The sequence below is a fragment of the Fictibacillus phosphorivorans genome, assembly GCF_007673525.1.
GTDB lineage: Bacteria > Bacillota > Bacilli > Bacillales > Fictibacillaceae > Fictibacillus > Fictibacillus phosphorivorans_C.
In genome coordinates, this window is the sequence record NZ_VDZU01000001.1 from 2,502,448 (window position 1) to 2,518,000 (window position 15,553).

Annotated in this window: 15 protein-coding genes; 5 read left to right on the forward strand and 10 right to left on the reverse strand. The window is 39.2% G+C overall.

Annotated features, from left to right (window positions below; all coding sequences use genetic code 11):
- Positions 1–2 precede the first annotated feature (2 nt).
- The 4 genes from FS458_RS12485 to cyoE form a co-directional block, all read right to left on the reverse strand.
- The gene (locus tag FS458_RS12485) at positions 3–623 is read right to left on the reverse strand and encodes a cytochrome c oxidase subunit 3 (protein ID WP_144700988.1); all 621 of its coding nucleotides are present in this window, start codon (positions 621–623) and stop codon (positions 3–5) included.
- Complete coding sequence (ctaD, locus tag FS458_RS12490; RefSeq protein ID WP_260858602.1) at positions 623–2,467, reverse strand: cytochrome c oxidase subunit I; 1,845 nt, start codon at positions 2,465–2,467, stop codon at positions 623–625. Before ctaD ends, FS458_RS12485 begins: the two co-directional genes overlap by 1 nt.
- Before the next feature lie 31 nt (positions 2,468–2,498).
- On the reverse strand, positions 2,499–3,518 hold the full coding sequence (gene coxB, locus FS458_RS12495) for a cytochrome c oxidase subunit II (protein ID WP_144700990.1): 1,020 nt from the start codon (positions 3,516–3,518) through the stop codon (positions 2,499–2,501).
- Between the two features lie 255 nt (positions 3,519–3,773).
- Positions 3,774–4,667 (reverse strand): heme o synthase, encoded by an 894-nt coding sequence (gene cyoE / locus FS458_RS12500; RefSeq protein ID WP_066399927.1) that lies wholly within the window; start codon positions 4,665–4,667, stop codon positions 3,774–3,776.
- A gap of 390 nt (positions 4,668–5,057) precedes the next feature.
- Here cyoE and FS458_RS12505 point away from each other — a divergent pair, with 390 nt between their 5' ends.
- Positions 5,058–5,945 carry a COX15/CtaA family protein gene (locus tag FS458_RS12505; protein ID WP_260858603.1) on the forward strand — a complete coding sequence of 296 codons (888 nt, stop codon included), beginning with the start codon at positions 5,058–5,060 and terminating at the stop codon, positions 5,943–5,945.
- A 44-nt stretch (positions 5,946–5,989) separates the two neighbouring features.
- Here FS458_RS12505 and pyc read toward each other — a convergent pair whose 3' ends face one another.
- The 3 genes from pyc to FS458_RS12520 form a co-directional block, all read right to left on the reverse strand.
- Complete coding sequence (pyc, locus tag FS458_RS12510; protein ID WP_144700992.1) at positions 5,990–9,433, reverse strand: pyruvate carboxylase; 3,444 nt, start codon at positions 9,431–9,433, stop codon at positions 5,990–5,992.
- A gap of 22 nt (positions 9,434–9,455) precedes the next feature.
- Positions 9,456–10,622 (reverse strand): putative lipid II flippase FtsW, encoded by a 1,167-nt coding sequence (gene ftsW / locus FS458_RS12515; RefSeq protein ID WP_144700994.1) that lies wholly within the window; start codon positions 10,620–10,622, stop codon positions 9,456–9,458.
- Positions 10,623–10,901: 279 nt separating this feature from the next.
- Entirely contained in the window at positions 10,902–11,171 is a 270-nt protein-coding gene (locus FS458_RS12520; protein WP_370630111.1) for a YlaN family protein, read from the reverse strand.
- Between the two features lie 143 nt (positions 11,172–11,314).
- Here FS458_RS12520 and FS458_RS12525 point away from each other — a divergent pair, with 143 nt between their 5' ends.
- The gene (locus FS458_RS12525) at positions 11,315–11,818 is read left to right on the forward strand and encodes a peptidyl-prolyl cis-trans isomerase (RefSeq protein WP_144700996.1); all 504 of its coding nucleotides are present in this window, start codon (positions 11,315–11,317) and stop codon (positions 11,816–11,818) included.
- A 59-nt stretch (positions 11,819–11,877) separates the two neighbouring features.
- Here FS458_RS12525 and FS458_RS12530 read toward each other — a convergent pair whose 3' ends face one another.
- Positions 11,878–13,212, reverse strand: coding sequence for a PhoH family protein (locus tag FS458_RS12530; protein ID WP_144700998.1), 1,335 nt, complete (start codon positions 13,210–13,212; stop codon positions 11,878–11,880).
- Between the two features lie 134 nt (positions 13,213–13,346).
- Between FS458_RS12530 and FS458_RS12535 the strand changes: the two genes are divergently transcribed.
- The 3 genes from FS458_RS12535 to FS458_RS12545 all read left to right on the forward strand — a co-directional run bounded on the left by FS458_RS12535 (position 13,347) and on the right by FS458_RS12545 (position 14,963).
- A complete protein-coding gene (locus FS458_RS12535) occupies positions 13,347–13,982 on the forward strand; it encodes a YhcN/YlaJ family sporulation lipoprotein (RefSeq protein WP_186320537.1) in 636 nt (211 codons plus the stop codon).
- 344 nt (positions 13,983–14,326) lie between these two features.
- On the forward strand, positions 14,327–14,527 hold the full coding sequence (locus FS458_RS12540; protein WP_144701002.1) for a YlaI family protein: 201 nt from the start codon (positions 14,327–14,329) through the stop codon (positions 14,525–14,527).
- Entirely contained in the window at positions 14,517–14,963 is a 447-nt protein-coding gene (locus FS458_RS12545) for a hypothetical protein (RefSeq protein ID WP_144701004.1), read from the forward strand. The genes FS458_RS12540 and FS458_RS12545 overlap by 11 nt, the downstream gene beginning before the upstream one ends.
- On the opposite strand, the gene FS458_RS12550 is transcribed toward FS458_RS12545, so the two are convergent.
- Together FS458_RS12550 and FS458_RS12555 are read right to left on the reverse strand one after the other, a co-directional pair.
- Positions 14,964–15,242, reverse strand: a complete 279-nt coding sequence (locus FS458_RS12550; RefSeq protein WP_144701006.1) for a hypothetical protein — start codon at positions 15,240–15,242, stop codon at positions 14,964–14,966.
- 13 nt (positions 15,243–15,255) lie between these two features.
- A complete protein-coding gene (locus FS458_RS12555; RefSeq protein WP_231607497.1) occupies positions 15,256–15,534 on the reverse strand; it encodes a YlaH-like family protein in 279 nt (92 codons plus the stop codon).
- Positions 15,535–15,553 lie beyond the last annotated feature (19 nt).

Here is a 15,553-nt window from a genome sequence, read left to right on the forward strand (position 1 = left end):
GTTTAGCCTACCTTTCCCATTAGATAAACAACGGTAAAAATGAATACCCATACAACATCGACAAAGTGCCAATATAGAGCAAACAAATAATACTTTGGAGCATTAGATAATGTAATCCCTCTGTTCCAGTTTCTAGCTAACAACGTTGTGATCCATAGAATTCCAAACAATACGTGGGCTCCGTGGAAACCTACTAATGTATAGAAAGCTGAACCAAACGCAGAACTTGTAAACGTATGTCCTTCATGAACATAATGTATGAACTCATAAATCTCAAGACCTAAGAATCCAAGACCTAATAATAATGTTACGAGGAACCAGCCTTGTAATGAACGTACCTTGTTCTGCTTTAAAGAAAGTACTGCGTACACACTCGTAAGTGAGCTAGTTAGTAGCAGCATTGTAGCTAGGAATACTAATGGCAGTGAAAATAGTTCTGCCCCAGAAGGGCCGTCTAAATGCATATTTCTAAGACCAAGATATGTTCCGAAAAGTGTTGCAAACAAAACCGTTTCTCCACCAAGGAATAACCAGAATCCTAAAAATTTATTCTTACCTTCAAGGGTAGCTTTTTCAGGATGTGCAGGGAAATTCGCATCTGTTAAACGTTCTCCAGCATTCATTAAGCTCTACCCCCTTTAATGTCTGCTTCAACTTCTTCTTTATGAATATGATACCCATGATCATCAATAATAGAACGTAGGAACATGGTGATCAATACTAGCCCTAGTCCTGCTCCAGCTACGTACCAGTTTGAATAGATAAAACCAAAGCCTGAAATGAACATGCCTAGAGATAAAATGAAAGGAAGAATCGATCCATTTGGCATATGAATTTCTCCTACAGGTTCTGCAGGTGTCATTGCTCCGTTCCCAGCTGTTTTCTCAACATACAATGCATCAAGTCCACGAACAAGTGGTGTTTGAGCGAAGTTGTATTCTGGTGTTGGAACCGGCATAGACCATTCTAGTGTACGTCCATCCCATGGGTCTTTAGTTGTTGCATATTTAGATGATGCAGAGATGATGATGTTGATTAAAAGTACAACTGTTCCTGCACCCATAAGAATCGCGCCGATCGTACTTACAAAGTTTGCTCCGTCAAGTTCTTGGCCAGACATATATGTATAAACACGTCTAGGCATACCCATTAGTCCTAACCAGTGCTGAGGGAAGAACGTTAAATGGAAACCAATAAAGAACAACCAGAAGTTCCACTTTCCAAGTGTTTCATTCAATACGCGGTTAAACATTCTCGGGTACCAATAGTATAACCCTGAGAATAATCCTAAAATCAAACCACCAACGATAACATAGTGGAAGTGAGCTACTACGAAATAACTGTCATGATACTGATAGTCAGCAGCAGGTACAGAAAGCATAACGCCCGTTACTCCACCCATTACGAAAGTTGGTACGAATCCAACTGCAAAAAGCATAGCTGTCGAGAAACGAATCTGTCCGCCCCACATCGTGAAGATCCAGTTAAAGATCTTAACACCAGTCGGAATCGCGATCGCCATCGTTGCTACAGCGAAGATTGAGTTAGCTACAGGTCCTAAACCAACAGTAAACATGTGGTGAACCCAAACCATGAATCCTAAGAATCCGATCAGTACTGTCGCAAAAACCATTGCGCTATAACCGAACAAACGCTTATTTGAGAATGTAGAAATAACTTCAGAGATAATACCGAATGCTGGAAGAATTAAGATATATACTTCCGGGTGACCAAAGATCCAGAAAATATGTTCCCAGATTAATATGTTACCACCCATATCTGGATTAAAGAAATTAGCATCAAATACACGTTCGAACATTAGTAAGAAGAATCCTACTGTAAGTGCAGGGAATGCGAAAAGAATAAGTCCAGATGTAACAAATGAAGCCCATGTGAACAATGGCATACGCATGAATGTCATACCAGGTGCACGCATATTGATAATCGTTACAAGGAAGTTAATACCACCTGCAAGAGTACCTGCTCCGGCAATCTGAAGACCGAGTACATAGAAATCAACACCCGTATCCTCTGCAACTGTTGATAAAGGTGCATAAGCTGTCCATCCAGCTTCAGGAGCACCACCTAAGAACCAACTTAAGTTCAAAAGTACTCCCCCGAAGAAGAATAACCAGAATCCGACTGCGTTTACATAAGGAAACGCTACGTCACGAGCGCCTAACTGTAAAGGAACGATCGCATTCATGAAACCAAAGATGATCGGCATGGCTGCCAAGAAGATCATCGTTGTTCCATGCATTGTTAACAATTGATTATAAAGTTCACCAGTGAAAATCTTGCTGTCTGGTTCCATAAGTTGAATACGCATTAAAACTGCTTCAAGTCCTCCGATTAAGAAGAAGAAGCCACCAGCCAAAAGATACAGAATACCGATCTTTTTATGGTCAACGGTAGTGAGCCAATCCATTAACCCACTTCTCTTTTTGTGACTTTCGTGAGTTGCCACGGTGTAACCTCCTTTTTTGCAATGCTTAAGACTATTTCAATTTAAGACCTAACAAGTAATCTGAAACAGCATCAATTTCCTCATCAGAAAGATTTACTTTAGGCATGTTGTTGCCTGGTTTAACTTCTTGAGGGTCCTTGATCCACTTTTTCAGATTTTCTTTATCATGTTCTAAGATACCTGCTACACGGTCTTTATCCCCAAAACCAGTTAAGCTAGGCCCTGTGTTTCCGCCGTTTTGTCCAACAGCGTGACAAGATAAACAGTTCTTTTCAAAGACTTGTTGTCCATCAGCATTAGCAGAAGATTTGTCGTCAGCCGCTTTATAGCCCGCAACCCAGTTCTTGTAGTCTTCTTTAGAAACAACTCTTACTTTAAAGTCCATTAAAGCATGGGATGCACCACAAAGTTCAGCACATTTCCCTTTGTACACTACGTCTGTCTTACTTCCCGTATCAAACCACATGTAGTTCTTGTTTTTATCACCAGGGTTTGTATCGGTCTTACCTGCTAGTGAAGGAATCCAGAAAGAGTGAATAACATCAGCAGATGATAATTCAACATGCACTTTCGTATCTGCCGGAAGAACCAGTTCTTGAGAAGTGATTAATTCTTCTTTCGGATATTCAAACTCCCACCAATATTGGTGTCCAGTAACCTTAATGCTTAACTCGTTCTTTGAAGCAGGTTTCGCATCTGCAGAGAATTCAAACGTTCTCATTACAGTTGGTACAGCTAAGATGATAAGCAAAAGAATCGGAATAACTGTCCATAATAGTTCAAGCATGTGGTTACCTTCCACTTGCTTAGGTGTAGAATTGTCACCTTTTTTCTTTCTAAACTTTAATAATACGAATGCATAAAGAACGAAAACTACCACCAGAACCAGAATCATAATACTAATAGAGATCAGCATCAGCTGGAACTGTTTGTCAGCAACTTCACCTTGCGGAATTAAAGTTGATAGAGTCGGATCTCCGCACCCCATCAAAAGAAGAGCCAACATGGCAAATAAGGAAAGAAAACGCCCTTTTTGTAGCCATTTTTTCATCACTACATATACCCCACTTTCTCGTTGTAGTCTGTTTTGACTGAATGTTCTATCTATTCAATTCAAATAAATAGGTTATTTGAATGGAAATAGCAAAATTAAATCTTACGCATTAAAACCTTTGTTAATAAAACTAGGAGTTCACTCTTATGAGTGAATACAAACGATAAGCCTTCATCTATACTTTTTTATGAAAGCCCTTTTATGTAAAGGCGATTATAGGAACAGCACAATCGCGCTGTTCCAGTATAAAATCTATATGTTCACTAAGATCATAGCAACAAACATAATGGTCATATAATTCAACGAATATACGAACATCATACGAGCCCACTTCATGTCATCCTTAGTCTTTAGCCCTGATAATGCTAGGATCAGCCAACCTGTTCCCAACACAGCAGCAAGGATCAAGTAGACGATACCAAATTCGAACAGGTAAAGAGACACAGGAAGTAATGCGGCTACGTACCAGATCATCTGACGTTTCGTTAATGCGAAACCGGATACAACAGGAAGCATTGGAATACCAGCTTTTCTATAATCTTCACATCGTTTCATCGCAAGCGCTAAAAAGTGTGGAGGTTGCCATAAAAACATGATTAAGAATAAGATCCAAGCAACCCAATGAAGGTTTGCATCAACTGCTGCCCAACCGATTAAAGGTGGCACAGCCCCAGATATGCCTCCGACTACCGTATTAATAGAATGAGTTCGTTTAAGCCACATCGTGTAAACGACAACATATACAAACAGTCCGATCAATCCCATTACTGCTGCTGTTAAGGTTGTCATGGCAAGCATAACTGTTCCGATTGCGGATAGAATAATACCTACCCAAAGGACTTGATTCGCGCTGATCCTGCCCGTAACTGTCGGCCGTTCAATCGTACGTTCCATGAGCTGGTCTATATCTCTATCAATATAGTTATTCAAGCAGCAGCCACCTGCAATAACTAATGCAGCACCTAAAATACAAAGAACTAAATCGCCAATCTTGTCAGAAAATAAAAGATTGTTATATTTTAAAGCTAGAAAGAATCCAGCAAATGTCGTAATCAAGTTACTCATAACAATCCCGAGCTTCGCGATGGTCAAAAAATCTTTCCAGGTGCCTGTAGGATTCGCTTCAGATAGAGGTCCAGGTTCCATTACTTTGTTAGCGACTTCATATGCAGTTGGAGTTTTGCTCAACAGATACACCTCCTTTTAGAGTAAAATGTTCCAATTCTTGCTTTTGCTGTTATTTAAGCCCTCATTCATTCTATATGGGCTTGACTCTAAAATCAACGGTAAAAAAATGTCTTCATCTGTTCACAATATGTAAAGTAGAACGTTTTACCTATATGATAGGATAGTGGTATATAAAGATTATATAAAGAAAATGTCCTCTAACATTATAAAACAAATCAAGTGCTTTGTATACTTCGACTAATATAGACACTATCTTATCTTATTTGTACGATGGAAGTGTCTGGAATACTTGTTGAAATTATTACAAATTTGTGAACGGTTATTGGACAAAAAAAGCAGGTGAATGAATTGAAAAGATTTTATCAGATTTATTCTATTATTACTTCGTTAGGTATGTTGCTCGTGTTGCTGATGGGAGCTGTTGTAACAAAAACAGGCTCAGGTGATGGATGCGGTAACTCGTGGCCGCTCTGTTATGGAGAAATCTTGCCTACAGCACCTAAACTCGAAACGATTATTGAAGTGAGTCACCGTTTTGTATCAGCATGGCTCGGCCTTCTCGTTATCATACTCGCGATTTGGGCTTGGAGACGAGATCCACATAGAAAAGAGATAAAGATTTTGGCTGGATCAGCTGTATTCTTTATTATCCTTCAAGGCCTTCTTGGAGCCGCTGCCGTTATTTGGAGTCAATCTTCGGCTGTTCTTGCCTCCCATTTTGGCTTTTCGCTCGTTTCGTTCGCAAGTGTTCTTTTGATTGCGATTCTTTCTTTTGAAGATCCTAACCGTCCTTTTATCGCGAAAGTGTCGCCAGCATTTAAAAAGAACATCTATTGGTTATTCGCTTATCTGTATGCTGTTGTATACACAGGTGCACTCGTAAGACATACTGGCTCAAGCATGGGATGTGGTCCTGAGTTCCCTCTTTGCAATGGAACCATTTTCGCAACAATCGGATCTCAAGCAAGCATTCATCTATTGCATCGAATCGCTGCTATCGTCCTGTTTGTTTGGATCGTATACGCTTGGTATCACGCTCGAAAATACTATAGCGATCAAAAAGTAGTAACAAAAGGATTTCAGTTTGCTCTACTATTTGTCATTCTTCAGGGTGTATCAGGTGCACTGATCGTTTATTCCAACTTAAACTTATTCGTGGCCCTTGGTCATGGATTGATCATTTCCTTCTTGTTCGGAACGCTGAGTTACTTAGCGTTAATCGTATATCGAAAGTAAATCAAAAAAACCAAGGTGCAGTTTTGCACCTTGGTTTTTTATTTTTACTTAATCAATTCTATTAAAAGATCGCCAGCAGCGATTCCTTCCCCATTTTGAACAGAGATCTCTTTAACGGTTCCATCAAAAGGAGCTTGAACGGTAGTTTCCATCTTCATGGCCTCAGTAATCATCAGATGATCACCTTTTTTAACCTTTTCTCCTTTTTCAACTAAAACCTTGATCACCGTCCCTGGCATACTCGCACCAATTTGAGCAGGATTCGAAGGGTCTACTTTTTGTTTTGCTGATACGGTTACTTTTGCACTTTCATCGATTACTACGATTTCACGCGATTGACCATTTAGTTCAAAGTAAAGAACTCGTGACCCATCATTCTGTGCTTCACCGATTGAAACGAGCTTCACGATTAAAGTCTTACCTTGTTCGATCTCGACTTCAATCTCTTCACCAAGTTTCATTCCATAGAAGAACGTTGGGGTATCAAGAACAGAAATATCACCAAATTGTGAATACATCTTCTCCCGATCCAAGAATACTTTTGGATATAACGCATACGCCAAAACATCAAAACTTGTAACTTGGCGATTAATCTTATGGAATAACGTTTCTTTGATGTCATTAAAGTCAGCCGCTTCTAAAAGCTCTCCAGGCCTAACTGACAGAGGTTCTCTACCTTTTAATACGATGCGCTGCAGTTCCCTAGGAAAACCTTCATACGGCTGCCCTAGGTACCCTTGAAAGAATTCTACAACAGAGTCCGGGAAATCCAAGGATTCTCCTCGATCATATACATCATCTTCTGTTAAATTGTTCTGAACCATATAGAGAGCCATATCACCTACAACTTTTGATGATGGAGTAACTTTAACCACATCGCCAAACATATCATTCACCCTACGATACATCTGTTTCACTTCATCCCAGCGGTCTCCAAGACCTACTGCTTTGGCTTGCTGCTGAAGATTACTAAACTGCCCGCCTGGCATCTCATGCTCATATACTTCCGGGTCTGGTGCAGCCGAATTACTTTCAAAACCTGAGTAGTATTTTCTGATATCTTCCCAATAAGAAGATAAGTCTTTAACATGATCAATGTTCAAATCTGGTTGTCTTTCATTCCCTGCTAATGCGTAATATAGTGAATTTGCACTCGGCTGAGATGTCTGGCCGGCCATTGAACTTACAGCAACATCTACGATATCAACACCTGCTTCAGCAGCTTTAGCGTAAGTATAGATACCGTTTCCGCTCGTATCATGCGTATGAAGATGGATCGGAATATCAACCGCTTCTTTTAGCGCTGATACAAGGTCATAGGCAGCTTGAGGTTTTAAAAGCCCAGCCATATCTTTAATAGCTAGAATATGTGCCCCTTCTGCTTCAAGCTCTTTTGCTAGATTCACATAATATTTCAAATCATACTTCGTGCGGTTCGGATCTAAAATATCTCCTGTATAGCAGATTGCAGCTTCCGCGATCTTTCCTGTCTCTCGAACAGCCCTGATCGCAACTTTCATGCCTTCTACCCAGTTTAAGCTATCAAAGATTCGGAACACATCGATTCCTGCCATTGCTGACTTTTTAACAAACTCCTCAACAACATTATCTGGATAGTTTTTGTATCCTACCGCATTCGATGCTCTAAGTAACATTTGGAACAATACATTTGGAGCCTTTTCTCTCAGCTTAATTAAGCGATCCCATGGATCTTCATTTAAGAAACGATAAGAAACATCAAATGTTGCTCCACCCCACATCTCGAGGGAGAACATCTCTGGCCATAATCTTGCAGTCGGCTCAGCAATATGAAGAAGGTCATTCGTACGAACACGAGTAGCCAACAAGGATTGGTGACCGTCACGGAACGTAGTATCCGTAAGTAATAGTTTCTTTTGATCCTTTATCCAGCGAGCCACTGCCTCTGGCCCTTCAGCGTCTAACAATTGCTTCGTTCCATTAGGAATCGATTCTGTTTGCTTTATTTTTGGAATACGAGGTTTAGCAAAATTAGGTTTCTCCTGCTTGGCAAGTCCCGGAAATCCATTGATGGTAGTCGCACCAATATAAGAAAGCATCTTCGTTCCTCTATCTTTACGCTTTGGAAAAACAAAGAGCTCACTGCTTGTATCAATGAATGAAGTATCATAATCACCTGACAAAAACTTTTGGTGTGTGACTACATTCTCAAGGAAAGCTATGTTTGTTTTGATACCACGGATACGAAACTCTTTTAAGTTTCTTAACATTTTAGACGCGGCTTGCTCATACGATAATGCCCACGTAGACACTTTCACGAGTAAAGAATCATAATAAGGCGTGATAATGGCGCCTTGGAATCCATTTCCAGCATCTAATCGAACACCAAATCCTCCACCAGAACGATAAGCCATGATCTTACCCGTATCAGGCATGAATTGATTAGAAGGATCTTCTGTTGTTACACGTGATTGGATCGCGTAACCATGGCAATAAATATCTTCTTGCTTTGGAATACCAATTTCTTTTCCGTGTAAGGGATATCCTTCAGCGATTAAAATTTGCGATTGAACGATATCGATCCCAGTGACCATCTCCGTAATCGTGTGTTCAACCTGAACGCGCGGATTTACTTCTATGAAATAAAATTTGCCGTCTGGCGTTACTAGATACTCAACGGTACCTGCATTGATATACCCTACATGCTCCATCAAAGATACAGCAGATTCGCAAATATCATGACGAAGCTCATCAGATAGCGAAACACTTGGTGCTACTTCAACGACCTTCTGATGTCTTCTTTGTACAGAACAGTCACGCTCATATAGATGCACTAAATTGCCTTCTTGATCTCCAAGGATCTGTACTTCAATATGTTTTGGGTTCTCTACGAATTTTTCAACATATACTTCATCTTTGCCGAACGCGGCTTTTGCTTCTGATTTGGCACGATCGTAACTTTCTGCCAAAGAGTTTTCACTTCTGACGATACGCATTCCGCGTCCACCGCCACCCATAGAAGCTTTGATGATGATCGGAAAACCATTGCTCAGAGCAAAGTCTCTCACTTCTGAAAGGCTATTAACAGGTCCATCACTGCCTGGAATTACAGGGATGTTAGCATCAATAGCCGTTTGTCTAGCTTTGACTTTATCGCCGAAAACATCGAGGTGTTTTTGATTTGGACCAATAAAAATGATTCCTTCTTCATGACAACGTTCTGCAAATTCTTTGTTTTCCGACAAAAAACCGTATCCTGGATGAACTGCGTCAACACCATTCGTTTTAGCGATTTCAATAATGCCTTCGATATCAAGATAAGCATCGATCGGTTTCTTACCTTCACCTACAAGATAAGCTTCATCTGCTTTATAGCGATGATAAGATCCCGTATCTTCTTTTGAATAAATAGCTACTGTTCGTATATCTAGTTCGGTACAAGCTCTGAAAATTCGGATTGCAATTTCTCCTCGGTTTGCTACTAAGACTTTGCTGATTTTTCTACTCATACAAGTTCCTCTCCTTTTACCGTTACATGATAGCTTTTATCTTTCTGTTTACTTCGGGCTTTCTATCAGGCACTTTTTTGTTCAGATTTACTTTTGCAGAAATATTTATGAGAATCCCCATCGATGTTAGAAACAACAGAAGGGATGAGCCCCCGTACGAAATAAATGGCAACGGAACACCAGTAATAGGTAATAACCCAACTGCCGCACCTAGATTGACCACTGTTTGAATACCTATCATTCCAGCGATACCAAAAGCTAATAAACTTGAATATGTATCATTACTCTGCATGCCAATATAAAATCCTTTTAAAACGATATACCCTAACAAAGCGATGATCGAAAATACTCCGATAAATCCAAGCTCTTCTGCGATGATGGCAATAATAAAATCAGTATGCGGTTCTGGGAGGAATCCATATTTCTGAATGCTTTCACCTAGACCTGATCCTGTCATTCCACCCGCAGCGATTGAGATATATCCATTCACAAGCTGATATCCGTCGCCAGCAGGATCTTTAAATGGCGCAAAAGCTGCATCAAAACGGGAAAGCTGCTCTGGTGTTAAACGAAGGAATATTCCTAATCCTACGATACCCGCTAGAGCCGCCATTGAAAAAATATGTTTGAATTTTATTCCGGAGCAAAACAGAATAACTCCAGCAACACCCGAAACGATTATGCCTGTCCCTAAGTCTGGCTGCCTTAAAATCAATAGAAACATGATGGCGAAAATTGTTAGTGGCGGGATGACTCCTTTTTTGAAATCTTGCATCTTTCCTTGTTTCTTTGAATAGATCGCAGCCAAATAGATAGCTAGGGTCAGCTTAATAAATTCAGCAGGCTGAATACCGATCGGACCTATGTATAACCAGCTTTTTGCGTTGTTTACTTCTCGTCCGAACAATAATACAAATATCAATATAAGTATAGAAAATACGACGATAGGCATCATTAGTTTTTTATAGATTTGAACATTGAATCTCATTGTAAAATACATGAGTCCTATCCCAACTAGCAGAAAGACTAGTTGTCTTGTAAAGAAAAAGCTGCTGCTATAATCGTATTTATTGATCGTTACCCCTATACTCGCGCTGTAGATCATGACTAAACCAGCACTGCACAATAATAGTACGGCTACTATCAAAGAATAGTCATAGGGTCTTACTGCTTTTTTCACGTTGTTCACCTTTCTCCTCTCTTACGAAATCTTGAAACTGCATCTTTATAATTATTAGATATTGTAACACATAAACCTTTTTTATTTATGAAACAACACTACAGCTTCAGCTTCTTATACTATTTCGAAGGATGTGTCGGCTTTTTGATGAACATCCTCTCATAAATGAAAATGACCTCCTGTAAAGCCGGCACTTGTTAAAAAGAGTAACTACTCACAAGAAAATGCAAGGAAATGTATGTATATAAAAAAATCCAGTCCAATTTACATTCTCGGACTGGGTGTCGTTCATTTTTTCATTGAGGCATCGTGTAAAGCAGTTAACTGCTTTTCAAGTGATTCTAATAACTTCTTACCTGTCTCTTCTTCGACCAGGTTTAAACGGACTGCAAAATCTATTTCACGGGATAAACCAAACATTTGCGTATCCAATACTTCCTCATAGAGGGGACATTGTGGCATTGTTAAGTTTTCCATTTGAACTTCAATTAGTTTCAGGATTTTGTCTGCATCTGCTTTTAATAGTTCAAATGCCCTTTCCCGATGTCCAGTTGCCATCTCAGCTGACAATGATCATCCCTCCGTTCAACACGATTTCTACCTTTAAATATAAAGGTTTGCATAAAAAAAATCAACATATTACAGTATTCTTATAATCGTGCTATGCTTTTCATAGCGTTTTCAAATTCAAGGAGGTTTATATGGAATTCATCGTTGCATTAAACGGAAAAGTAAACTATCCCCTTACATTAGATCCAGGTGTATGGATTTTTGATGATAGAAAAGAGGATTTACACACATTGTTCGATTTAGAAAAATCGAAGGAAAACGAGCAAGAAAAATACTTAAGAGAAGTATCTGCACACTGGGATCGCGAATTACAGGAAGGCGCTGTTCCCCCTTCAGAACAAAAGAAGCAAAGCTCAAAGAGCACTTTGAAAGAAACACTGTTAACAAGTTCATTCGTCATTTCTTTATCTTATTTTATCTATAATGCACAACCGCACCCTGACGCTGAAAAAGTTATGATAGAGTCAGGGGACGGTAGCCTTGTAATCACACTTGAAGAAGCTCAAAACGGCTATTTCGCCTTTTCTAATAATGGAAAACCGCTCAAAGAAGACGGCCCTGTTCATTTTTATTTTGGTGATGGGCGTAACAAAGAAAATCCGATCAAACACATTACAGCCGTAACTATTCTTTAATTGAAAATACAGACAGCTCATATATGGGCTGTCTTTTTTTTACTCATCATTCACATTATCTATAATAGGTCAGCTGCTATTTGAGCTAGAGATGAACGTTCACCTTTTTCTAAACGAACATGACCACTCAGCGCTTGATCTTTAAACTTCTCTACTACATACGTTAATCCATTCGTAAACTCATCAAGATAAGGGTGATCAATCTGTTGAGGATCTCCTAAAAGAACGATCTTACTGCCTTCTCCTACCCGCGTTAAGATGGTCTTCACTTCATGTTTTGTTAAATTTTGTGCTTCATCAATAATGATAAATTGGTCTGGCAGACTTCGTCCTCGGATATAAGTCAGGGCTTCAACATGAATAGAACCAATTCCAGCCAGGATCTTTTCGAGTTCTCCAGATTTTTTAGTATTAAATAAATATTCTAAGTTGTCATAGACCGGCTGCATCCACGGTTTCAATTTTTCTTCCTTTTCACCAGGCAAGTATCCAATATCTTTCCCGACCGGAACGATCGGACGAGCGATAAAGAGTTTTATATAATCCTTTAAATCTTCTGTTTGAAGCAGTGCTGCTGCGAGAGTAATCAGTGTTTTCCCTGTTCCAGCTTTACCGATCAGCGTCACGAGGGGTAAATCTTTTCTGAGAAGTAACTCAAAGGCCATCTTTTGCTGAACATTTCTTGCCCGAATTCCCCATATTTGTTCTGAATCATATCTAAGCGGCTTCAACGTCTTACCGTTTTCATCGACTTTTCCAAGAGCAGAAACCGATGATCTGAACACATCTTTTAAGATTACAAATTGATGAGGATGGAAAGAGTGACCTGTCAACTCGATCAGTTGAAGTTCATTTTTTTCGTAAAATTTATTTAATAGATCACCTTGTACATATATTTCTTTGTAACCTGTGTACGTTTGATCATTCTTGTCTATAACTCGATCGCTCAGAAAATCTTCAGCTTCAATTCCAAGTGCGTCTGCTTTTACACGAACGAGCACATCTTTTGAGACAAGTATCACTTTGATGCCGCTTTTCTTTTCTTCTTCTTCCTGTTTAAGGTTTAGAGTTACAGCGAGTATTCGATTATCGTTCGTTTGTTCAACAAAGGTTTCCTGAAGTCTTTTGAAGGATTTATGATTGAGTTCTACACGAAGGGTACCCCCATTTTCAAGCGGAACTCCTTTATGAAGCTGTCCTTTTTGTCTGACTCTATCGATCAGACGAGAAACCTCACGTGCATTTCTTCCAATTTCGTCCATATAACGTTTTTTTGAATCCACTTCTTCTAACACGACTGCAGGAATGATTACTTCACTATCTCCAAAAGATTGTATGGAATACGGATCCTGCAACAGTACGTTCGTATCTAGGACGTATCGTTTATTCAACATTCAGCCTCCTGACTTAATGTGTTCTAGAGATCGTTATTTAAGCATGTTTATGGACTGCCTATTAAAAATGTATGTACAAAGGAATAAAGTTAGAAGAATGTACAAAAAATAACGAAAATGAACTGGAAGGATGAATGTCATTGAAAATATTTCGAATCGTAGCCGTTCTTAGTGCAATATTCGTACTTTTTGGCTGCATGAACAATAATAATGATAATGCTCAAAATGACCAGAACACTCCTAGGCTTACAAAAGTTAACCAAACCGCAAACAGCAAAAAGCCTCACCAACCAAAAGGCTCTCAAGAGATATCGAGGCACCTAGTAGGATTAGCTACTGGAATTCCCGGTGTAAAGGATGCTACAGCTGTTGTATTAGGTCCTTATGCCGTAGTAGGGATTGATGTAGATCGAAAGCTTGATAATTCTAAAGTTGGATCGATCAAGTATTCAGTTGCTGAATCATTGAAAAATGATCCTAACGGAAAGAATGCTCTCGTTACAGCTGATCCTGATACAGTAGAAAGACTTCGTCAGATGGGTAAGCAAATCCGTCAAGGTCATCCGATCGGCGGAATTATGAAAGAGCTAGCAGGTATTGTTGGAAGATTAATGCCACAAGTACCTCATAGCATACAGACGAAAAAGCCGTCTCCAACGGAAACAAATGATAGCCAATTATCAAAAAGAGAACAACAAGAGCTTAAAAACCAACAACAAAAACAAGAAAAATCAGATAAAAATCAGCCTCAAAGATTGAATGAAACGTGATTTTTGAGAAATAGAAAGACTCATGACGCCTAGCTCATGAGTCTTTTTTACTCGTTAACTATGGGGTTTTGTCGAAAATCGGATAAAAAATTTTATACTCGTAATTAATTCGAATTACCTCGTAATTATGTCAGCTTTCTTCGGATAAAATACACATTACCTCGTTTAAAACGATGTGTGTTCGCTAATGAATGACACTCCGCTAATTTTGTTCACCTGAGAATTACGAATACTACTTTTTCTTAAAAAATCTCTTTTACATTACTCTCTACTCGCATACCAAGCATCGTTCATTTAATTTTCCAATTTCTTTATGGTATACTGTTTGAAAGAGGTGAAATACGATGCGTGTAAAATGCGTATTATGCGATACGATCGAAGTTATTGAAAATGAATGCTCCCTAGCAAAAAAACTAAGAAACCGTCCTATACACACGTTTATGTGCGAATCTTGCAGAGAACGCATAACGCGAAAAACCGCGGAGCGTGAAGCTACCGGTAATTTCACATTATATCGAAGCCCGGATACAAACAATGATTGGTAATAACATAAGGATTATTCCATGGATTTTATTTGGTAGCATCGCCGGCATTCTGCTGGCTTGTTTTTTTTACATTCCAGAAGTACTTTTTGGAATAAATCTTTACACATTTCTATTAAATATTGATTTCCTGCCTCTTCCCGATTCCGTTCTCTATAATGAGCCTTTTCAGTTTGTCCTTCATATCATCATTGCGATCTTCCTTATCGCTTTTGTAGATGTTATTTGCAAAGTTTATAACCATCCTTATCAGATCTCTTTGATCATTAACGGAATCATGTCTTTCACGTTTTTCCCTCTTTACCACTTAGCTGTTGAAAAACCATTTTCAGCCCCACTAACGTTACCTTTTCTCATTTGGCTGATCGGCCATATACTCTTTGCGATCATCATTGCTTTTTTCGTTAAACGATTGAACAAAAAAAGGAGTACTGATTAATCAGTACTCCTCGTTAAATCTTGGTTCACTTTGAATTCCTTCGTATAAAGCATCGATGCTGTCGATAAAAAACTTTTCAGTGTTTTCTTTACCGTTCACATCATACATTACGATGTAAAACGGACCTGAAGTCGTTACTGCAGAAATGTTCACATGATGATCTTCTGTAAGAATCTCAGTGAAAAATTCAAAAGTCTCCTTAGCTGCTAGATCATGGGGTCTTTCTTCATGTACTTTTTTAATGCTCAACCAATTAGATAGAGCGTCAACAAGCTGCATAACGAACCCCCTATCAGCTTTTTTCTTTCTTGCTCTGATGAAGCCGGACCTTATAGATGATTAAAATGAGTGCGGCTACCATTAATCCTTCAGCGACCGGCAAACCGATACCGAAAAATGCTAGTGGCAAACATCCGATAATCAAAAACAAATAAATCACTACCGCTTTTAACGGCGGTAGTTTTTTTGCAAATCCTAACTTAAAAACAATGATGCTTAACACTGTTATGATGAGATATAACAGCAGAAAAGCTCTGACAGGGTCATTCTCAATCCCTAGCAGCAATGCCATGGAGGACGAATCTTCCCCT